The following is a 21868-nucleotide window of genomic DNA, read 5'->3' as shown; positions in this document are numbered from 1 at the left end:
TCGTGAGACAGTTCGGTCCCTATCCGTCGTGGGCGTAGGAAATTTGAGAGGAGCTGTCCTTAGTACGAGAGGACCGGGATGGACACACCGCTGGTGTACCAGTTGTCTTGCCAAAGGCATCGCTGGGTAGCTATGTGTGGACGGGATAAGTGCTGAAAGCATCTAAGCATGAAGCCCCCCTCAAGATGAGATTTCCCATTACGCAAGTAAGTAAGATCCCTCAAAGACGATGAGGTAGATAGGTTCGAGGTGGAAGTGTGGTGACACATGGAGCTGACGAATACTAATCGATCGAGGACTTAACCAAAAAGTTTGAAACATTCAATGCACCGTTTATCCAGTTTTGAAAGAACAATCTTTCAATTAAATACTGTCTAGTGATGATGGCAAAGAGGTCACACCCGTTCCCATACCGAACACGGAAGTTAAGCTCTTTAGCGCCGATGGTAGTTGGGGGCTTCCCCCTGTGAGAGTAGGACGTCGCTAGGCAACTTAAAAAGACCGAAGAGAAATCTTCAGTCTTTTTTTATTTGAAATCCTAACGTATCCAAAGCGCTAAAGAAACAATCACACATTGTAATATCATGATTAGTTGCTTAGCTCAAAAAGTATGTGACACTTATTCTAACTTATAGTTGAGATACTCTAAACAGCATGTGTATCGTTAACCTGAGAAAACTATTGGAGAATGGGTGACATCATACATCAATAGATACGGTAAGAAATAGATAGAGGTATTGTAAATGGTGAAAGTGATGAAAAAGAGATACTTAAAGAATTTGCTATATTGAGAGGGGCCATTCTTTTTTAGGAATAAGAGAGAAGTTTCTGCATTTTGCTGACCTAACTAAATTATTGGCACTTTTTGAATCGTTGTAGCAGTTGGAATGAAAACCAAATGTTGTTTTATGGTTATTCTTGCATCTTAAATCTTAAGCTATCCTATTTTATAGGATAGCTTTTTTATCGTGCCATAATCCCGTATAATTAAAGAATATAATAAACGAAAAAGGGTGTCTTGTTTTGCAAAAGAAAAAGCCAATTGTAGAAGGTTTAGAGCGTTTTCGACAACAACAAAATATATCCTTTCATGTACCAGGGCATAAACATGGAGAATTTTCTCGTTTACCACAGGCTTTTAAAGATGTTATGCGCTACGATGTAACAGAGTTAACAGGAATGGATGACTTGCACTATCCTGAGGGAATGATATTAGAGGCTGAAAATTTACTAGCTGAAACATATGGTGCGACGAAAAGCTTTTTTTTAGTAGGTGGCTCAACAGTTGGGAATTTAGCGATGATATATGCTACATGTAAAAGAGGCGATACGATCATTGTACAACGCAATGCTCATAAATCTATTTTTCATGCAATTGAGCTTGTTGGAGCAAAGGCTGTTTATGTTTCTCCACTTTGGGACGACCGAACATTAACTGCAACACATGTTTCCTATCACGATCTAAAACAGGCAGTTGATGAGTATCCAGACGTTAAGGCAGTGGTTTTAACGTATCCAACATATTACGGTATGATATCTAAAGAACTATCGCAGCAAATAGCATATTGTCATGAAAAAAACATTCCCGTTTTAGTAGATGAAGCGCACGGGGCTCATTTTAATGCTTGTTCTTTATTCCAGCCATCTGCTTTAACCTTCGGCGCGGATGTTGTTGTGCAGTCAGCGCACAAAACATTGCCCGCTATGACCATGGCTTCTTTTATGCATGTGAACTCACAATTAGTGAATGTTGATAGTATCCATCACTATTTACGCATGTTACAATCCAGCAGTCCATCTTATATATTGTTAGCTTCTTTGGATGATGCACGCTATTATATACAGACATATATGGAGAGCGATGGTGCATATATAATAGAGAAAAAAAATCAATGGGTCGATGCATTACGTTCAATTGGTTCGCTTGAAGTCATCGAGGTAGATGACCCTATAAAGTTATTGCTTCGTGTTAAAGGTTATAGTGGTTATCAACTACAGGAAGCATTAGAAGCGAAGCAGGTATATGCAGAGCTTGCCGATGCTCATCAGGTATTACTTGTATTGCCACTTTTAAAACAAGGGTATAGTTTTCCATTTGCAGAGATTCGCGTACGTATAAAAGAGGCTGTGACAGCATTATTAAACACTGAAAAAACAGAAATACAAGCCGTTTCGCACAATGCCTACAGTTTCACGGCTATTACGGAACCAGCATATTCATTTGATGAAATTGCAAATATGAAGAAGGAATGGCTACCCTACATGCGGACAATGGGACGTACGGCTGCAAGTATGATTATTCCTTACCCTCCTGGCATCCCATTACTCGTTCCAGGAGAAAAAATTACGGTGGCTAAACTAAGTCAGTTAGAGGAATTACTTGCAACAGGTGCAACATTTCAAGGAAATCACAGGTTAGAGGAAAAAATGATCGAGGTCATTAAATAGTTGGAGGCAATAACAGCATGAATTGCAATTTATTTATTACATTTGAAGGTCCAGAAGGTGCCGGGAAAACAACCATAATTAAAAAAATAGCTGAACGATTAGCACAAGAAAATATAGATGTTTTAGCAACGAGAGAACCTGGAGGCATTGAAATCGCCGAAAAAATTCGAACAATCATTTTAAATCCCGCGCACACAGCAATGGATGAACGGACGGAAGCATTGTTGTACGCAGCAGCGAGAAGTCAGCATTACTTTGAAAAAGTACGTCCTGCTTTAGATGCTGGGAAAATGGTTATTTGTGATCGATTTATTGATTCATCGTTAGCTTACCAAGGATATGCACGTGGCATCGGTGTAGATGAAGTACTATCAATTAATGAATTTGCAATTGGGAAAAAATTACCCGATTTAACTATCCTATTTGATATTTCACCAGAGGTTGGTTTAGCGCGTATACACGCACATGGGGATCGTGAAGTAAACCGCCTTGATGTTGAAAGCTTGGCCTTTCATCAAAAGGTGCGTGAGGGATATTTACAATTAGTAAAACGATATCCAGAACGTATAAGAGTTATTAATGCCGACCAAAGTATGGAGCATGTAGTTGAAGATGTATGGGCAATAGTGTATAAGGCAATGCAGTAAAAACATGAAGTTAACTACCATATTGTGATATAATGGTAACATCTGATGACCCATTTACTGCATCGGATAAAAGAAAACTTTACCTTATAAGTGCTAAGAAGAATGCAATGTGCCTACTTTCATCTAATACGCGTATGAACAAAGACAAATTGTCGCAAAGATTTTTTAACATGAATGTTGTTAGCGTCCTTTTCGTTCTAAGTGTGGATTGAAATTGTTAGTAGATGTTGCTGTTTTGAATAAATTCTATCAAGGCCAATTATATAAAGGGGTGAGTGCGAATGAAGTTAGTCGTAGCTGTTGTACAAGATCAGGATAGTAGCCGCTTATCGAATGCTTTAACGAAAAATCAGTTTCGCGCAACAAAATTAGCGAGTACAGGGGGTTTTTTACGCTCTGGTAATACGACGTTTCTAATTGGAACAGAAGACTCTCTCATACCCAAAGTTTTAGATATTATCCGTGATAATTGTCGAGCACGGGAACAATTGGTTGCACCCGTATCGCCATTAGGTGGTAATGCAGATTCCTATATCCCATATCCAGTGGAGGTAGAGGTAGGGGGCGCTACCGTCTTTGTTTTACCAATCGAACAATTTCACCACTTTTAACAGTATTTAATATTTAGTGAGCATTGCCAAACTGGCAGTAAAAATTCATAACTATAGATGACATTGATAATAAAGCAATTGGGGGCGAATGAAGCTTGAAGATCAATCAAGATATACGTGTCGGGATCAATACTAATCGTAAGGAGCCTCTACAAAATAATAATCAAAATAACCGATTTGGTGATATGGTCGTCAAGCAAGGCTCCAAATTGCAAACCGAACAACTAACACGATTGTTGGGGGATATTTCAACTGCTGGTGACCGTGTCGCAAGATCCCGTAATTTGCGAGAGCTTGCTCGTTTTAAAATGCTTGTGAAGCGTTTCTTACAGGAAACTGTAGAGCATGGTATGGAATTAAAACAATCGCATACATGGAATCGTTTTGGTGAAGGAAGACGATTGAAAATCATTGAGACAATTGATACGCGTCTTGTGGAGCTTGCACAAGATATTTTAGATGAAGAAAAGGAAGCGATTGACCTTCTTGACAAAATTGGCGAGATTAAAGGTCTATTAATTAATTTATATATGTAAAACCCGTGTCTTGTTCACTTGTAGGCGCGGGCTTTTTTCAAATTTGATCAGTAGGACTCCTTACTATCACAATTGGTAAAGCGTTGCTTCTACCAAAAATAAATTTACATGTACAAGTCCAAAAGGCTTTATAGATATAGGAAGGAATATAATAAAAAATGGCGAAGAATGTTGAAGAGCTTTTCACACTACAGCCAGTCGTAATGAAGCAGCTTCAAACGATTTTTGACAAAAATAGATTAGCCCATGCATACATTTTTGATGGCGAAAAAGGAACAGGGAAAGTGGATATTATGCATTTTTTTGTAAAATTAATGCTATGTGAACATCCACATGAAAATGTTCCATGTGAAACATGTCGAAATTGCAGACGTGTTGATTCGGGAAATCATCCGAATATTCACGAAATCTATCCGGAAGGTCAATTTATTAAAATTGATCAAATACGTGATCTTATTTCTGAGATGAAAATGATGGGTGTTGAGCAAGGACGTAAAATTTACGTTCTGCATCATGCGGATCGTTTAAATATAGCATCTGCTAATATGATTTTAAAATTTTTAGAAGAACCCGATGGAGAAGTTACGGCTATTTTGTTAACAGAGCAGATGCAATCAATATTACCTACTATTCGTTCGCGCTGTCAGCATATTAAGTTTCAAAAGATGCCGCGTCAATTGTTGTTAAAGCATTTGCAAGAAAATGACGTTCCCCACTCCATGGCTTCTACGGTTAGCATGATGACGAACGAGCTCGAAACCGCTATTTTTTTAGCAAAAGATGAGCAGTTTGCACAGGCTCGAAAAACAGTGTTAAAATTAGTAGAGGCAATTCGCCAAAATGTACATGAAGCTATGATAGTTGTACATGAGGAATGGTTGCCACTATTTAAGGAAAAAAGCGAAATGGAGCAAGCATTGGATTTACTACTATTTGCTTACCGTGATATAGTGTCAATAAAAGCTAATCCCGAAGCAGCTTGTACTTATCCAGACATGTTACAGACTTTTAAAGAAGCTGCGTTACATTCGACTTTTGAACGCCTATCTAGTCAAATGGAGTCCATTTTACAGGCGCGTGCATCTTTACAGCGTAACATGAATAGGACGTTATTGATGGAGCAGCTAATGCTAAATCTGCAGGAGGGATATACATTTGTATAATGTAGTAGGAATCCGCTTTAAAAAGGCGGGTAAAATATATTATTTCGATCCAGCATCATTTCTACTAGAGGACAGTCAATATGTCATTGTAGAGACAGCTCGTGGTGTAGAATACGGGAAGGTAGTTGTCCCTCAAAAAGTAGTAGGGGAAAATGATGTCGTATTGCCACTTAAACAAGTACTACGACCAGCAGATGAACGTGATCGTATTCAAGTTGAAGAAAATGCGATAGAGTCAAAACGTGCATTTGAGCTAGCAAATGCAAAAATTATAGAACATAAACTAGAGATGAAACTTGTTGATGTTGAATATACATTTGATCGCAATAAAATAATCTTTTACTTTACGGCAGAAGGTCGTGTTGACTTCAGGGATTTAGTAAAAGATTTAGCATCTGTTTTTAGAACGCGTATCGAGCTCCGCCAAATTGGTGTTCGAGATGAAGCAAAATTATTAGGTGGTATTGGTCCTTGTGGCCGAATGCTATGCTGTTCAACATTTTTAGGTGATTTTGATCCGGTGTCTATTAAAATGGCAAAAGATCAGAATTTATCTTTAAACCCATCTAAAATATCTGGGTTATGTGGTCGTTTAATGTGCTGCTTGAAGTATGAAAACGATGAATACGAAGAAGCAAAAGAGGGTATGCCGGATATTGGTGAAATGACAATGACACCAGATGGCCGTGGGAGAGTTGTTGGTTTAAATGTGCTAGAGAGACTTATTCAAGTATATTTACAGGAGCAAGAGCGCACGGTTGAGTATACGCTCGAAGAACTGCTAGCATGCGAAAAAAATCTTATATAAGATAGAGAATTTAACGAGGTGGCTTGGGTGAAGGACCGTAATTTCTTAGATACCGTTATGGAGTTCGAACAACAGCTCGAAGCAATGCAGGCGCAATTTGGTGCATTGAAGCAATTTGTAGCGTTAATGATGGAAGAACATAAGGCACTCGAAACAGAAAATCATCACCTTCGTACACGTCTAGAAGAACTACTTTCTAAAGAGAACACCGTACAGGCTACAGATGAGAAGAAAGAGAATCCATTAGATATTGGCGAGGGATATGATAACTTAGCACGTCTATACCAAGAGGGCTTCCACGTTTGTCATGTTCATTTTGGAAGTTCACGTAAAGGTGAAGATTGTCTGTTTTGTCTATCATTTTTAAATAAGCAAAATGTGTAATAGAAGACTGATTCCCGCTTCGGTGGTATCAGTCTTTTGTTTTGTATAGTAGGAGGAAGGCTCATGGAAAATTGGTTGAAGGATGATGAAAGGTTAGATTATTTGTTGGCAGAGAATTTACGTATTATTCAAAGCCCATCTGTCTTTTCTTTCTCATTGGATGCAGTGTTACTTTCGAAATTTGTCAATGTACCTTATCATAAAGGGGAAATAGTGGATTTATGCTCAGGCAATGGTGTTATTCCGTTATTTTTAAGTGCTAGAACGAAAGGGCATATTACGGGTGTAGAATTACAGCCTCGTTTATTTGATATGGCAGAGCGAAGTATTCGGTATAATAACCTAGCGCAACAAATCAATATGGTACTTGGGGATGTAAAGGAAATTCCATCTCAATTAGGAATAGAAAAATATGATGTAGTGACTTGTAATCCGCCATATTTTTTAGCGCATGAAGCAAGTGATAAAAATTTATCCGAACATTACGCGATAGCACGACATGAATTACATTTAACACTCGATGAAGCAGTGCAATCGGCAAGTAGATTATTAAAACAAGGTGGAAAAGCAGCATTTGTACATCGCCCTGGTCGCTTATTGGATATTGTCACAGCTATGCGAGCAAATCGATTAGAACCAAAACGCATGCAACTGATTTATCCGAAAGTAGGGAAGGAAGCCAATACTTTATTAATAGAAGCAATAAAGGATGGTAAACCAGATTTGAAAATATTACCCCCACTGTATGTCTATGATTCAAATAATGAATATACAGCCGAAGTGAGAGCAATGCTTTATGGACAAAACGAATAGTCATTTCTTTTATGTGTTAGAATGTGCGGACAAGACTTATTACGCAGGTTATACAAATAATGTAGAAAAACGTGTTGCCGCACATAATGCAGGAAAAGGTGCCAAATATACACGGGCTAGAGGACCAGTTGAATGTATTTATGTCGAAACTTTCGACACAAAACAAGAAGCGATGCGGGCAGAATATGCTTTTAAGCAGTTAACACGGGCGCAAAAAACGAACTATATAGGGAGGGATTAATCGTGAAATCACAAAAAAGTACGATGCACGATCATCAAGGACATTTATACCTTGTAGCAACACCCATTGGCAATTTAGAGGATATGAGTGTACGTGCACTACGTATTTTAAAGGAAGCGGATGTGATCGCTGCTGAAGATACACGGAATACAAAGAAGCTTTGCAACTATTTTGATATTGAAACTCCACTTGTAAGTTATCACGAACATAATATTGATGCCGGGGGAGAGAAGCTACTAAGTTTTTTACGTCAAGGAAAGACGGTGGCATTAGTAAGTGATGCTGGTTTACCTTGTATTTCGGACCCAGGGGCAGATATTGTGAGTAAGGCAATTGCCGAAGGAATAGCTGTAGTACCAATTCCAGGTGCAAATGCCGCAATTTCTGCTTTAATTGCTTCTGGTTTAACACCACAACCCTTTTTCTTTTACGGGTTTTTAAATCGTGGAAAAAAAGAGAGACGACAACAATTAGAGCAATTAAAAAAAAGACAAGAAACCATCTTATTTTACGAGGCTCCCCATCGTTTAAAAGAAACACTAAAGGATATGGAATTAATTCTTGGTAATCGCCGCATTGTGCTGGCGCGTGAACTGACAAAAAAATTCGAGGAGTTTCTTCGTGGTACTATATCAGAAGCGGTGGAATGGTCTCAAACCGAAGAAATCCGTGGAGAATTTTGTATTGTTTTAGAAGGAAATCAAAATGCAGAAGAAGATATGCAAGAAGATGTATATTGGATTGACATGAATGTTGTGGAACATGTCGATTATATTATTGCCGAATCAGGCGTTACTTCTAAGGAAGCAATAAAAGAGGTAGCGAAACTGCGCCAAGTAGCGAAGCGTGATATTTATAACGAATACCATAGTGAGTGAGTATGAAAAGGTTGTCTCCACGGAGGCAATCTTTTTTATTCGAAATAAACAATATTTACCAAATTATAACGATTGAGAATGATTATCCTTATTAAAATGCAAATGTTTAAATTGATAATAATTGTAAAAGCGAGTAATCTTATTAAAAGAGGTCTGACATGGACATTATATGGGAAGTATATATAATACTTTACCATTATAAAAAGAAATTTTTATTAAATAATAAAAACACCTAAACCGCTGTTGTCGATTTAGGTGCAGGAAAGGGTTTATTTTTTTAAGCTAGATTGGATTTCTTTCATCAGCATTTCTGCGCCTTCAGGGCTTAAAATTAATTTGCCTCCAACTAGACGGAAGTTATCATCAGAAACTTCACCAGTAACAGCACAAGTCATGTTTGGCATATATTTTTTTAGGATGATTTTGTCATCATCTACGTAGATTTCTAAAGCGTCCTTTTCAGCGATACCTAATGTACGACGAAGTTCGATTGGAATTACCACACGACCTAATTCATCGACTTTACGAACAATACCTGTTGATTTCATAATTATTTTTCCTCCTATAAGTAAAAGTTATATTTGTGTTTCGTCAAATTTCGACATAATTTCCTTGTCTGATAGTTATCATACCAAGTAATGCCATAAACGTCAATTAATTAATACAGTAATTATTTCTTGTTTGTAAAAATTTTTGAGGAGAAAACTGTTATTTGTACGTTTTTAAAAGGTTTTTATTATAGATTTTATTTTATAGTAAAAAAGCTTCTTATAAAAGACATTAAATGGATTAATATAATATTCGACATTTTTCGCATTCGATAAACTTTCATTGAAACGAATTTCGTACTTCGATAGAATAGATATTATACTGTGAAACATTGGAGGCAGTTCTCGTGAGCGAACAAAACAAAACATTCTATATAACAACCCCGATTTACTATCCAAGTGGAAAATTTCATATTGGTACTGCGTATACGACAGTAGCGTCTGATACGATTGCACGTTACAAACGTTTACGTGGCTATGATGTACGTTTCTTAACTGGGATGGACGAGCACGGACAAAAGATTCAAGAAAAAGCTGCAGAAGCTGGCAAGCATCCTCAAGAATATGTAAATGATATTGCCGAGGCAGCGAAAAAACTTTGGGCATTAATGGATATTTCGTATGATGATTTCATTCAAACAACGGAAGAACGTCATAAGAAAACTGTCGAAAAGATTTTCCAAAAGTTTTTAGACAACGGCGATATTTATAAAGGTGAGTATGAAGGATGGTACTGTACCCCTTGTGAGTCATTCTTTACTGAAACGCAATTAGAAGATGGAAAGTGTCCAGACTGTGGTCGCGCTGTACACAAAGTTAAAGAAGAATCTTACTTCTTTAATATGAAGAAATACGCAGATCGCCTACTCGCTTATTATGAAGAAAATTTAGAATTCATCGAACCGGAATCTCGTAAAAACGAAATGATTAATAACTTTATTAAACCAGGGCTTGAAGATTTATCAGTTTCACGAACTTCATTTGATTGGGGCATTAAAGTACCGGGAGATCCAAAACACGTAATTTACGTTTGGGTAGATGCGTTAACAAATTATATTACCTCTTTAGGTTACTTATCAGAAGATGAAACGTTATTTAATAAATATTGGCCAGCCGATGTACATGTTGTAGGAAAAGATATCGTACGTTTCCATACAATCTATTGGCCGATATTCTTAATGGCTCTTGATTTACCATTACCTAAAAAAGTGTTCGCGCATGGATTTATTATGATGAAAGACGGAAAAATGTCGAAATCAAAAGGAAATGTTATCTATCCTGAAATGTTAATCGAACGTTATGGATTAGATGCAACACGTTACTTCCTATTAAGAGAGTTACCATTTGGCTCAGATGGCGTATTTTCACCAGAATCATTTGTGGAGCGAACAAATTTTGATTTAGCTAATGATTTAGGTAATTTATTAAACCGTACAATTTCTATGATTAATAAGTATTTTGATGGCAATATTCCTACAGAAAATCTTCAATCGACAGAATTTGATGAGGCGTTAAAAGTGCATGCAGAAACTGTACGTATTAAATATGAAGAAAGTATGGAAAAAATGCAATTTAGTGTTGTATTAGCTGACCTTTGGACACTAGTATCTCGTACAAATAAATACATTGATGAAACACAGCCTTGGGTACTTGCAAAAGAAGAAGCAGATAAGCCAAAATTAGGGGCTGTTATGCGGAATTTGGCAGAGAGTTTACATCATATTGCCGTTATGTTACAACCATTTATGACATCTACACCGACACGCATATTGCAACAATTAGGATTAGACGACAAATTTTTATCATGGGAAACAATTGAAACATTCGGTAATACTATTCCAGCAAACATTAAAGTGGTAGAAAAAGGTACACCAATTTTCCCACGTTTAGATAGTGAAATTGAAATTACTTACATTCGTGAAGAAATGCGCGGCTCTGTAAAAACTTCTCAAGAAGAAGAACCAAGCACAGAATCAAAAGTTGTGGAAATTCCAGAAATTCCAGAAATATCTATTGATGATTTTATGAAAGTAGACTTACGTGTGGCAACGGTTACAGCATGTGAACCGATTCCGAAAGCGGATAAATTATTAAAGCTTCAAGTTGAGCTTGGATATGAGCAACGCCAAGTAGTTTCGGGAATTGCTAAGTATTATACTGCGGAAGAGCTAGTCGGACAAAAAGTGATTGTTGTTGCAAATTTGAAACCTGTAAAATTACGTGGTGAATTATCACAAGGGATGATTTTAGCGGGTGAAAAAGATGGAATTTTAAAGCTAGCCTCTGTTGATCCAAAACTTGAAAATGGTGCAAAAGTAAAATAAAAAATGCAGTATGGCCTGTTGAGTAGAAAATATTCAGCAGGCCATTCTAAATTTGGACTATTATTTGGCTGAAAGTTATTCTGCTATAACTTATGCAACGCGTAAATTGACGAATTTTAGGTACATGGTAATAGTTTTGCCGAATATTTATAAGTGTATTGTCACAATACTAATTTGTTTGTAACAAAATTGTAATGCAGATGAAAAATATGAAATAATAATCTTTAATAAAATCAAGGTTAGGGGAATGACAATGTTTATCGATACACATGTACATTTGAATGCAGAGCAGTATCAAGAAGACTTACAAGAAGTCATAGATCGAGCTCTTGAAGCAAAGGTTGAAACCATGGTAGTTGTAGGTTTTGATCGTAAAACGATTGAAAAAACAATGGAATTAGTAGAACAATACGATTTTATTTATGGTGTGATTGGTTGGCATCCAGTAGATGCTATTGATTGCACTGAAGAAGATTTACAATGGATTGAGGAATTGGCAGCACATCCTAAAGTCGTTGGAATTGGTGAAACAGGTTTAGATTATTACTGGGATAAATCACCAAAGGATGTTCAGCAAGCTCTTTTTCGCAAGCAAATTCATTTAGCGCAAAAAGTAAATTTACCAATTATCATTCATAATCGAGATGCGACAGCAGATGTTGTGGATATTTTACGTGAAGAGAATGCTGCTTCTGTTGGAGGCGTTATGCATTGCTATAGCGGAAGTGTAGAAACAGCACGTCAATGCATCGCAATGAATTTTATGATTAGTCTTGGCGGACCGGTGACTTTTAAAAATGCTCGCATGCCGAAAGAAGTAGCAACAGAGATACCTTTAGAGCACTTGATGATCGAAACAGATGCGCCATATCTAGCTCCACATCCTTACCGTGGTAAACGTAATGAACCAGCATTGGTGCCATTAGTTGCAGAAGAAATTGCACGTTTAAAAGAAATACCAATTGAGGAAGTTGCCAATGTAACGACTGCCAATGCAAAAAAATTTTTTAGGATTGACGTTTAACTAGCTAAAGTGCCTCCAATACTGTGTTTGCGGTTGGCTAAAATAGCATGGTCAAATTTTTTTGAAATACATTCGGGTTGACAGTGCTAAATCTAGTCCGTATAATCCAACTTTGTATTAAGGAGGCGTTTTTTCATGTCAAATAATTCCATGAAAAACTTGTTCTTAGGATCATTGAGGAGTAAGCAAACAGTGATAAGAATTGTTTCACTTGTCCTGTTTGTGTCAGTAATTTCATTCGTACTTTATCAAGGTACTAAAAAATCCGTAACGCTTAACGCTAACGGAGAAGCAATTGAAGTATCAACACATGCTAAAACTGTAGAAGAACTATTACAAAATCAAAATATAGACGTAGCAGCGCATGACAAAATATCACCCTCTCTGAATGCCAAAATTGTTAATGGTTTAGCAATTACTTGGGAACAGGCAAAAGAAGTAACAATTTCAGTTGATGGAAATCAGTCAAAAGTTTGGACAACTGAAAAACTAGTGAAAGACATTTTGAAGGAAGCAAATATCGAAGTATCAGAACATGATTCATTAGCGCAAGGTTTGGATACAGAAGTAGGAGCAGATAACAAAATCGATATTCAAAAAGCGTTTCAGGTAACGCTTGTCGATGGTTTAGAAAACAGACAAGTTTGGTCCACTTCGACTACGGTCGCTAACTTTTTAAAACAACAAGGAATTCAACTTAATGAATTCGATCGTGTCGAGAATAACCTGGAGGACGTTATCACTCCAGAGAGTAAAATCGCAGTAGTTCGCGTAGAAAAGGTTATCGATGTAGTGGAAGACTCTATTGATTTCGCAATTGAAAAGAAGCAAGATGCTTCTTTGCTTAAAGGAAAACAAAAAGTAGTCACGACGGGCGAGAAGGGTACAGTTTCTCGAACGTATGAAGTCGTGAAAGAAAACGGCAAAATTGTGGCAAAAAATTTACAATCTGAAAACGTCATAAAAGAGCCAAAGAAACAAGTAGTTGCTGTTGGTGCAAAAAAATTAGTAGCTAGCGCAACAACTGTGTCTCGTGGTTCAGCGGAGCCTGCTAGTGGGAAAGAATTTTATGTAACGGCAACAGCATATACACCGTATTGTAAAGGCTGTTCAGGTACATCAGCTACTGGCATTAACTTGCGTTCAGGTTCTGGCTTAAAGGTAATCGCAGTAGATCCATCCGTTATTAAACTTGGCTCAAAGGTATGGGTTGAAGGCTATGGAACAGCTATTGCTGGGGATACTGGTGGTTCAATTAAGGGTAATAAGATCGATATACTTGTACAAACAGATGCTCAAGCCCGCAACTGGGGACGTAAGAAAGTGCGTATTAAAGTATTAAATTAAAAAAATTGTAAAATATAACAAAATGTTTTTCACTAAGCATTGGCTTTCCTGTATTGACTGGCGGGAAAGCTTTTTTCACGTATATAACCGACTAACTTTGTATTTCTGTACAATCACACAGGGCAGTTGTAAAATGGTCTGAAGATAAGGTAGAAAAGAGGAGCCTTTTTGCAAATTCAAGAAGTCATTGTCGTTGAAGGAAAAGATGATACAACAGCCATTAAGCGAGCTGTTCAAGCAGATACTATTGAAACAAATGGATCTGCAATTTCAGAGGAGACGCTTAAACGAATTCAGCACGCACAGGATAAACGAGGAGTCATTGTGTTTACAGATCCTGATTATCCAGGACGGCGAATTCGAGCTATTATTGAGCAACATGTCTCAGGGGTAAAACATGCCTTTTTACCAAAATCAAAAACAATTGCAAAAAACGGTAAAGGTTTAGGCATTGAGCATGCGGCAGATGAGGATATTCGCGAAGCGTTAAGTCTTGTCTATACGCCAAATAACAATGAGCCCATTACCGATGATATTACGCTAGAAGATTTAATGACCGCTCGTTTAATCGGTCATCCATTGGCGAAAAGACGCCGTGATCGTCTAGGTGAAATATTGAATATTGGTGCAACAAATGGTAAACAACTTCATAAAAGATTGAAAATGTTTCAAATAACAGAACAGCAATTTGGTGCTGCTGTCGCACAGGTAGATCAGGAGGAAAATAATGCATAAGGATATTGCAACACCCATTCGAACACAGGAAATTTTAAAAAAATATGGATTTTCATTTAAAAAGAGCTTAGGTCAAAATTTTTTAATTGACCCGAACATTTTAAGAAACATTGTTAGTCATGCGAATTTGACAGAAAACAGTGGTGCAATTGAAGTAGGTCCAGGTATTGGCGCATTAACGGAGCATTTGGCACGCAGCGCAAAAAAGGTCGTATCGTTTGAAATCGATCAGCGTTTATTACCAGTACTAGCCGATACATTAAGTCCATATAATAATGTGTCTATCGTGCATTCCGATATTTTAAAAGCAGACGTTGCTAAAGTAATTGAGGAAGAAATGCCAGGTATTGAGGATATTATGGTTGTTGCTAATTTACCCTATTATGTTACGACGCCTATTTTAATGAAGTTGTTAAATGATCGTCTACCAATCCGTGGTTTTGTGGTGATGATGCAGAAAGAAGTAGCGGATCGTATTACAGCGAAACCAGGAACAAAAGAATATGGTTCATTATCGATTGCCATTCAGTATTACGTGAAAGCAGAAATTGCGATGACTGTACCGAAAACTGTTTTTATGCCACAACCAAATGTAGATTCAGCAGTTATTCGTCTTATTAAGCATGATGCGCCACCGGTTAATGTGATTGATGAGGATTTTCTTTTTGTTGTCACAAGAGCGTCATTTGTACAGCGTCGTAAAACCATCCTAAATAATTTACAATCGGGTTTACCAAATGGTAAGGCCAATAAAGATAAAATCATCGAGGCTTTAGAATCTGTAAATATTGAGCCAACTCGTCGTGGTGAAACACTTTCCATTCAAGAGTTTGGGAAGCTTGCAGATGCTCTTTATCCAACCTTTGCAAAGTAAAAAATTTTGTTACATTTTCATGTGATATGAAAAAAAACGTATTTTTTCAAAAAAAATAAGTTGACAACATTTATGAAGGGCTGATAAAATATTATATTTTGTTGACATTTTTGGGCGTATCACTTATACTAGGTATTAGTGAGGTGTAAGCGAAAATGCCAAAAACTTTAGCGGACATTAAAAAGTCGTTGGATTGTCATTTGGGTAAACGTTTGCAGTTAAAAGCAAACGGTGGTCGCAAGAAAACGATCGAGTGTGCAGGGATATTGCGCGAAACATATCGTGCAATTTTTGTAGTTGAGCTTGATCAAGAAGACAATACGTGCAAACGCGTATCGTATAGCTACACAGATATTTTAACTGAGGCAGTAGAGATTACATTTTTAGACGAAGCAAAGGCTGCTGTCGCGAAATAGTTTCTAGTACTTATTTCTATATTTTGGAGCACTCATGTATGTCAAAAACTACATGAGTGCTTTTCGTTTTATCGGACATACTAATGTCGTCAGTTGTTACAAGGAGGAGTTTATATGCCTAGAAAAGGTATCATGTCACCTCGTTTAAAAGAAGAGATCGCCAAAGAACTTGGATTTTATGATGTTGTGCAAAAAGAAGGTTGGGGCGGCATTAAAGCTCGAGATGCTGGTAATATGGTGAAACGTGCCATTGAGATGGCGGAAAGAGCAAGCAGTGAACAAGAGCGTAAGTAGTCTACTTTGCCTAAAATAGGTTGCTTACATTTATTTACTTCATTTAGCTAGGGTTGCCTATGCTGAACACAACAAAACAACTGACGAGAGAGAACCGTTATAAAACGGTTCTTTTTTCAGTTTGCTTTCTCATTATGGTAAAATAAAATGAATTATCTTGCGCGAAAAATGAATGGCTGTTTCTGCGTGTAGTTATGAGGGAGGAAGTAAGATGCTTTATGTAAAGGCGCCTGCAAAAATTAATTTAACATTAGATGTTCTTTATAAACGACCAGATAATTATCACGAAGTGGAGATGGTCATGACGACTGTCGATTTGGCAGATCGTATTAGCTTAGAATCTCGAGAAGATGGAGTTATCGAAATTATTTCAACGGATAATTTCGTACCAAATGATCACCGCAACTTTGCTTATCAAGCAGCGCGTCTTATAAAAGATACATACGGCATTAGACAAGGTGTATCCATTACAATTGAAAAAGAAATACCGATCGCCGCAGGTCTTGCAGGAGGCAGTAGTGATGCAGCGGCGACACTAAAAGGCTTAAATGAACTTTGGAATTTAAACTTGTCCATAGATGAGTTAGCAGAGCTTGGTGCTAAAATCGGCTCTGATGTATCTTTTTGTGTATACGGAGGTACAGCGCTAGCAACTGGACGTGGAGAAAAAATTCAAGAATTACCTGCTCCGCCAAGCTGTTGGGTTGTATTAGCCAAGCCTAAAATAGGTGTATCGACAGCGGAAGTATATGGAGGATTGAAAGTTGAAGGACTTGAGCATCCAAATACAAAGCAAATGATTCAAGCGATTGAGACGGATAATTATGAACTATTATGTGCATCTTTAGGAAATGTTTTGGAAACTGTAACATTTAAGTTGCATCCAGAAGTTATTATGTTAAAAGAGCAGATGCGACGTTTTGGAGCAGATGCGACATTAATGAGCGGAAGCGGTCCCACGGTCTTTGGCCTTGTGGATAGTGAGGCTCGTGTAAGTCGAATTTACAATGGCTTACGAGGCTTTTGTGAAGAAGTATATGCTGTGCGCATTTTAGGGGAGCGAAATACGCTTGCTTAAAAACGCATATTTGTGTTAATTTTACCTATAAATATTCGTGTTTAGGAGAGGGTCGCATGAAATGGAAGCGTAGTGAACGACTAGTTGATATGACGTACTATTTACTAGAACATCCACATCAGCTGATCCCGCTAACTTATTTTTCAGAATTATATCAATCAGCAAAGTCTTCAATTAGCGAAGATTTAACGATTGTAAAAGAAACTTTCGAAGAAAAAGGAATCGGGTTATTGACAACAGTGCCAGGGGCTGCAGGTGGTGTGAAGTATATTCCTAAAATGTCCGAAGAGGAAGTTCGTTTAGTTATTCAGGATTTAAAAGCAGAACTTGAACATTCTGATCGTTTGTTACCTGGTGGCTATTTATTTATGACGGATTTACTGGGCAATCCAGATTTAATTAATCGAGTTGGTAAGGTCTTTGCATCTGCCTTTGCTGACCAACAAATTGATGTCATTATGACAGTGGCAACAAAGGGAATATCTATTGCCCATGCCATAGCAAGACACTTAAATGTACCGGTAGTAGTTGTTCGTAGAGACAGCAAAGTAACAGAAGGTTCTACAGTCAGCATAAACTACGTATCTGGTTCTTCTCGTAGAATTCAGACAATGGTATTATCAAAAAGAAGCATGAAGAGTGGACAGCGCGTACTAATTACCGATGATTTTATGAAGGTCGGAGGTACGATGAACGGTATGAAAAATCTACTAGAAGAGTTTGACTGTCAACTAGCAGGTATCGCGGTTCTTGTTGAAGCAGAGCATGCCGATGAAACTTTAGTAGATGATTACTATTCACTTGTAAAGCTTCATGAGGTAAATGAAAAAGATCGTACGATTGCATTAAGTGAAGGAAATTATTTTACAAAAAGGGAGAAATGACAAATGAATGTAGTATCTACAACAAATGCACCAGCAGCAATTGGACCATATGCACAAGGCATAATTGTAAATGGGATGTTTTATAGTTCAGGTCAAATTCCGCTTACTGCAACAGGGGAATTAGTAGAGGGTGATATCGCCGCTCAAACACACCAAGTCTTTGCTAATCTAAAGGCAGTGTTAGAGGCTGCTGGTTCATCATTAGACAATGTAGTAAAAACTACTGTCTTTATGAAGGATATGAATGACTTTGTGGCAATGAACGAAGTCTATGCTAGTCACTTTGGCGAACATAAGCCAGCTCGTTCGGCAGTGGAAGTAGCTCGTTTACCAAAAGATGTGAAAGTCGAAATAGAAGTAATAGCCGTTGTAAAATAAAATAAGCGCCCTTTAAAAGAACAATAACTCTTTTAAAGGGTTTTTTACTAATACTCACAATTTCTTACGAATGCCATTTTAAGTAGTTATCTTAGATATCTAAAAAATTGTTTACTTAGAAAATGTAGCTGGATTACAGAAAAACATAAAAGATTCGTTAGTTTTCCAAAAATTTGACAAACTATTGTCAAATTTACGATGAACTAGAGAAAATATTATAGTGAATTAAAAATGAAGTATTCAAATTTTTTAGAAAATTTGTTAGACTATGAAAAGGAAAATATTCGGTAATAGGAATATAAATATTTTCATTTAGGCATCTAAGATGAGAGGTGGTGAGAAAATGGAAGTTACTGATGTGAGATTACGTCATGTTCAAACGGATGGTCGCATGCGTGCGATTGCTTCCATTACACTCGACAATGAGTTTGTGGTACATGATATCCGTGTAATTGATGGCAATACAGGCTTATTCGTTGCTATGCCAAGTAAACGTACACCGGATGGAGAATTTAGAGATATTGCGCATCCGATTAATTCAACGACACGTAACAAAATTCAAGAGATTATTTTAAACGCTTATCATAACTCGAGCGACACGCCTGAGTCAGAACAAGCAGCCGAATTAGAAGGAATTGGCGTATAGGTTTTATGAAAATAAATGGTCGTTCAAAGGTTATTTACAAAATAAGGACTTTTTGGCGATGAAAAATAGAAAGAACTCCTCAATGAATGAAGGGTTCTTTTTATTTTTCAAAAAAGAGAAAACGGGCAGATTTTAGTGCATAGCTGATAACAATCGAGCATAAGCCGTGTTTGATTTAGGAATTCACTTTTTAGTCAATTCTACATGCCTTGAAAATAGATGAATTTTGCTATATAGTCATAAGAGAAAATGAGCGTATTGGAGGACTTACTGATGAGCAATATTTTTGCTGTCATTTTGGCTGCAGGTCAAGGTACACGTATGAAGTCCAAATTATATAAAGTGCTCCATCCAGTATGTGGGAAGCCCATGGTACAACATGTAGTGGATCACATTCAAACGTTAGATGTCGAGCGCATCGTAACGGTTGTAGGACATGGTGCAGAAAAAGTAAAACAACAACTTGGCGATAAAAGTGAGTATGTTTTACAAGCTGAACAACTAGGTACAGCACATGCAGTACAACAAGCAGAGTCAATTTTAGGTAGCGAGCAAGGAACAACATTAGTTGTTTGCGGTGATACGCCACTTATTCGTCCTGAAACGATGAAAGCGTTATTTGAGCATCATCTAGCAAATAATGCAAAAGCGACAATTTTAACAGCTGTTGCTGAAAATCCAACTGGCTATGGTCGTATTTTACGTGGCGATAATGGACAGGTGGAACAAATTGTTGAACAAAAAGATGCAAGTGTAGAGCAGCAACGAGTAAAAGAAATTAATACGGGGACATACTGCTTCGATAACAAGGCGTTGTTTGAGACGTTAAAGCTTGTGAAAAATGACAATGCACAGGGCGAATATTATTTACCTGATGTAATTGAAATTTTACAAAAGCAAGGCGATATCGTTGAAGCATATGTAACCGATGATTTTGAAGAAACACTCGGTGTCAATGACCGTGTGGCATTGTCACAGGCGGAGACATTAATGCGTGCACGTATTAATGAACGTCATATGCGTAATGGTGTAACAATCATTAACCCAACTGCTACTTACATTAGTTCAGAAGCAGTCATTGGACGTGATACTGTTCTACAACCTGGCTCTATGATTGAAGGAGCAACGGTAATAGGAGAAGATTGTATTATTGGCCCAAATTCACAAATTATTGATAGTCGTATTGGTGACCGTACTTCAGTACATTCCTCTGTTGTAAGAGAAAGCACTGTAGCGGAAGATACAGCGATTGGACCATTTGCACATATTCGTCCACTATCTGATATCGGTAGCCATGTTAAAATCGGTAACTTTGTAGAAGTGAAGAAAAGTACACTAGGTCATGACACAAAAGTATCCCATTTAAGCTATATTGGAGATGCTGAAATAGGAAATAACGTCAATGTTGGCTGTGGTTCTATTACAGTGAACTATGATGGGAAAAACAAATTCCAAACAATTATTGAAGATGATGTATTTGTAGGATGTAATACTAACTTAGTAGCGCCAGTGAAAGTTGGAAAAGGTTCATTTATTGCAGCAGGATCTACAATTACAAAAGAAGTTCCTGAAGATGCGCTAGCAATTGCTCGTGCAAGACAAGAAAACAAACCGAATTATGTAAGCAAATTAAATTCAAAATAATTATCAACTAAACAGGAGGCCATCATGCCGTATCAATATGCAAACTCACAATTAAAAATATTTTCACTCAATTCTAATAATCCACTTGCCCAAGAAATTGCGCAAGAAATGGGAGTTGAATTAGGGAAATCTTCTGTTAAGCACTTTAGCGATGGAGAGATTCAAATTAGCATTGAAGAAAGTATTCGTGGTTGTGACGTGTTTATCGTGCAGTCAACTTCTGCACCTGTAAACGAACATTTAATGGAGCTTTTAATTATGGTAGATGCTGTAAAACGCGCATCTGCACGTACAGTTAACGTTGTAATGCCTTACTATGGTTATGCTCGTCAAGACCGTAAAGCAAAAGCGCGTGAGCCAATTACAGCTAAATTAGTGGCAAACTTACTTGAAACGGCTGGTGCAACACGTGTTATCGTTTTAGATTTACATGCACCACAAATCCAAGGTTTCTTCGATATTTTAATCGATCACTTAATGGCGGTACCTTTACTATCTGATTATTTCAAATCAAAAGGTATTCCTGCTGAGGAAATCGTAATTGTTTCACCTGACCATGGTGGAGTAACGCGTGCACGTAAAATGGCAGAACGTTTAAAAGCACCAATTGCAATTATTGACAAACGCCGTCCAAAACCAAATGTTGCAGAAGTGATGAACATCGTTGGTAATGTTGATGGTAAAGTGGCAATCTTGATTGATGATATTATCGATACTGCAGGTACAATTACGATTGGCGCTGATGCATTACGTGCTGCGGGTGCAAAAGAAGTGTATGCATGTTGCTCACATCCAGTACTGTCTGGTCCAGCTATCGAGCGTATTGAAAACTCTGCGATTAAAGAATTAGTAGTAACAAATACAATTCAACTTTCTGAAGAGAAAAAATCACCAAAAATTACAGAGCTTTCAGTAGCTAAATTAATGGCAGATGCAATTTCTCGCGTTTACGAAAACAAATCAGTAAGTACTTTATTCGATTAATTAAGTTCAGTTCATAATGTTTTTCTGGATAGATGCATTTTTATAAAGCAAAAGGCGGCGCACTCCATCGAAGGAAAGTGACCGCCTTAGCTTAGCAAAAATATATATATTATATTTATTTTAAAGCTTTTAAAATGGTTATCTGCAAAGCTAGAAATACAAA

General features: G+C 37.3%; 24 protein-coding genes and 2 rRNA genes. 25 read left to right on the top strand and 1 reads right to left on the bottom strand.

Annotation, left to right across the window (positions count from 1 at the left end; genetic code table 11):
• The 12 genes from FC748_RS21845 to rsmI form a co-directional block, all read left to right on the top strand.
• Positions 1-307, top strand: a 23S ribosomal RNA gene (locus tag FC748_RS21845); the annotation flags it as partial.
• Between the two features lie 66 nt (positions 308-373).
• Positions 374-489, top strand: a 5S ribosomal RNA gene (rrf, locus tag FC748_RS21840).
• A gap of 534 nt (positions 490-1023) precedes the next feature.
• Positions 1024-2448, top strand: coding sequence for an aminotransferase class I/II-fold pyridoxal phosphate-dependent enzyme (locus FC748_RS21835; RefSeq protein WP_024362570.1), 1425 nt, complete (start codon positions 1024-1026; stop codon positions 2446-2448).
• 17 nt (positions 2449-2465) lie between these two features.
• Positions 2466-3095, top strand: a complete 630-nt coding sequence (gene tmk, locus FC748_RS21830) for a dTMP kinase (protein WP_108031374.1) — start codon at positions 2466-2468, stop codon at positions 3093-3095.
• Between the two features lie 281 nt (positions 3096-3376).
• Positions 3377-3706, top strand: a complete 330-nt coding sequence (locus tag FC748_RS21825; protein WP_024362572.1) for a cyclic di-AMP receptor DarA — start codon at positions 3377-3379, stop codon at positions 3704-3706.
• A 95-nt stretch (positions 3707-3801) separates the two neighbouring features.
• A complete protein-coding gene (locus FC748_RS21820; RefSeq protein WP_024362573.1) occupies positions 3802-4242 on the top strand; it encodes a YaaR family protein in 441 nt (146 codons plus the stop codon).
• A gap of 158 nt (positions 4243-4400) precedes the next feature.
• Entirely contained in the window at positions 4401-5405 is a 1005-nt protein-coding gene (holB, locus tag FC748_RS21815; protein ID WP_024362574.1) for a DNA polymerase III subunit delta', read from the top strand.
• Complete coding sequence (locus tag FC748_RS21810) at positions 5398-6213, top strand: PSP1 domain-containing protein (protein ID WP_024362575.1); 816 nt, start codon at positions 5398-5400, stop codon at positions 6211-6213. The genes holB and FC748_RS21810 overlap by 8 nt, the downstream gene beginning before the upstream one ends.
• A gap of 27 nt (positions 6214-6240) precedes the next feature.
• Entirely contained in the window at positions 6241-6597 is a 357-nt protein-coding gene (gene yabA, locus FC748_RS21805; protein ID WP_024362576.1) for a DNA replication initiation control protein YabA, read from the top strand.
• Positions 6598-6660: 63 nt separating this feature from the next.
• Positions 6661-7410, top strand: coding sequence for a tRNA1(Val) (adenine(37)-N6)-methyltransferase (locus FC748_RS21800; RefSeq protein ID WP_024362577.1), 750 nt, complete (start codon positions 6661-6663; stop codon positions 7408-7410).
• Entirely contained in the window at positions 7394-7651 is a 258-nt protein-coding gene (locus FC748_RS21795; RefSeq protein ID WP_108031371.1) for a GIY-YIG nuclease family protein, read from the top strand. Before FC748_RS21800 ends, FC748_RS21795 begins: the two co-directional genes overlap by 17 nt.
• Positions 7652-7653: 2 nt before the next feature.
• Positions 7654-8529 (top strand): 16S rRNA (cytidine(1402)-2'-O)-methyltransferase, encoded by an 876-nt coding sequence (gene rsmI / locus FC748_RS21790; RefSeq protein WP_024362579.1) that lies wholly within the window; start codon positions 7654-7656, stop codon positions 8527-8529.
• 269 nt (positions 8530-8798) lie between these two features.
• On the opposite strand, the gene FC748_RS21785 is transcribed toward rsmI, so the two are convergent.
• The gene (locus tag FC748_RS21785; RefSeq protein ID WP_024362580.1) at positions 8799-9077 is read right to left on the bottom strand and encodes a transition state genes transcriptional regulator AbrB; all 279 of its coding nucleotides are present in this window, start codon (positions 9075-9077) and stop codon (positions 8799-8801) included.
• A gap of 347 nt (positions 9078-9424) precedes the next feature.
• Here FC748_RS21785 and metG point away from each other — a divergent pair, with 347 nt between their 5' ends.
• From metG to FC748_RS21720, 13 genes are all read left to right on the top strand, one after another.
• Positions 9425-11401: a methionine--tRNA ligase gene (metG, locus tag FC748_RS21780; protein ID WP_108031369.1), complete on the top strand. Its 1977-nt coding sequence runs from the start codon at positions 9425-9427 to the stop codon at positions 11399-11401.
• Between the two features lie 253 nt (positions 11402-11654).
• Positions 11655-12425 carry a TatD family hydrolase gene (locus tag FC748_RS21775; RefSeq protein ID WP_024362582.1) on the top strand — a complete coding sequence of 257 codons (771 nt, stop codon included), beginning with the start codon at positions 11655-11657 and terminating at the stop codon, positions 12423-12425.
• A gap of 135 nt (positions 12426-12560) precedes the next feature.
• Positions 12561-13772 (top strand): resuscitation-promoting factor, encoded by a 1212-nt coding sequence (locus FC748_RS21770; RefSeq protein WP_024362583.1) that lies wholly within the window; start codon positions 12561-12563, stop codon positions 13770-13772.
• Positions 13773-13940: 168 nt separating this feature from the next.
• Complete coding sequence (rnmV, locus tag FC748_RS21765; RefSeq protein ID WP_024362584.1) at positions 13941-14507, top strand: ribonuclease M5; 567 nt, start codon at positions 13941-13943, stop codon at positions 14505-14507.
• Positions 14500-15381 (top strand): 16S rRNA (adenine(1518)-N(6)/adenine(1519)-N(6))-dimethyltransferase RsmA, encoded by an 882-nt coding sequence (rsmA, locus tag FC748_RS21760; protein ID WP_025218327.1) that lies wholly within the window; start codon positions 14500-14502, stop codon positions 15379-15381. Before rnmV ends, rsmA begins: the two co-directional genes overlap by 8 nt.
• 155 nt (positions 15382-15536) lie before the next feature.
• Positions 15537-15797: a biofilm formation stimulator Veg gene (veg, locus tag FC748_RS21755; RefSeq protein ID WP_024362586.1), complete on the top strand. Its 261-nt coding sequence runs from the start codon at positions 15537-15539 to the stop codon at positions 15795-15797.
• Positions 15798-15911: 114 nt separating this feature from the next.
• Complete coding sequence (locus FC748_RS21750; protein ID WP_004229193.1) at positions 15912-16091, top strand: small, acid-soluble spore protein, alpha/beta type; 180 nt, start codon at positions 15912-15914, stop codon at positions 16089-16091.
• Positions 16092-16302: 211 nt separating this feature from the next.
• Positions 16303-17169 (top strand): 4-(cytidine 5'-diphospho)-2-C-methyl-D-erythritol kinase, encoded by an 867-nt coding sequence (ispE, locus tag FC748_RS21745; protein ID WP_024362587.1) that lies wholly within the window; start codon positions 16303-16305, stop codon positions 17167-17169.
• Between the two features lie 56 nt (positions 17170-17225).
• Positions 17226-18053, top strand: coding sequence for a pur operon repressor (gene purR, locus FC748_RS21740; RefSeq protein WP_024362588.1), 828 nt, complete (start codon positions 17226-17228; stop codon positions 18051-18053).
• Between the two features lie 3 nt (positions 18054-18056).
• On the top strand, positions 18057-18431 hold the full coding sequence (locus tag FC748_RS21735) for a RidA family protein (RefSeq protein WP_024362589.1): 375 nt from the start codon (positions 18057-18059) through the stop codon (positions 18429-18431).
• Positions 18432-18774: 343 nt separating this feature from the next.
• Positions 18775-19077 (top strand): septation regulator SpoVG, encoded by a 303-nt coding sequence (gene spoVG / locus FC748_RS21730; protein ID WP_024362590.1) that lies wholly within the window; start codon positions 18775-18777, stop codon positions 19075-19077.
• 273 nt (positions 19078-19350) lie between these two features.
• Positions 19351-20721: a bifunctional UDP-N-acetylglucosamine diphosphorylase/glucosamine-1-phosphate N-acetyltransferase GlmU gene (gene glmU / locus FC748_RS21725; protein WP_024362591.1), complete on the top strand. Its 1371-nt coding sequence runs from the start codon at positions 19351-19353 to the stop codon at positions 20719-20721.
• Between the two features lie 24 nt (positions 20722-20745).
• Positions 20746-21705 carry a ribose-phosphate diphosphokinase gene (locus tag FC748_RS21720; RefSeq protein WP_024362592.1) on the top strand — a complete coding sequence of 320 codons (960 nt, stop codon included), beginning with the start codon at positions 20746-20748 and terminating at the stop codon, positions 21703-21705.
• The last annotated feature ends 163 nt before the right edge of the window (positions 21706-21868 follow it).

Origin of the sequence: Lysinibacillus sphaericus, assembly GCF_005217585.1 — a bacterium.
Taxonomy (GTDB): Bacteria; Bacillota; Bacilli; order Bacillales_A; family Planococcaceae; genus Lysinibacillus; species Lysinibacillus sphaericus.
The sequence above is the reverse complement of the archived record's forward strand: the minus strand, read 5'-3'. Positions and strand labels throughout refer to the sequence as shown.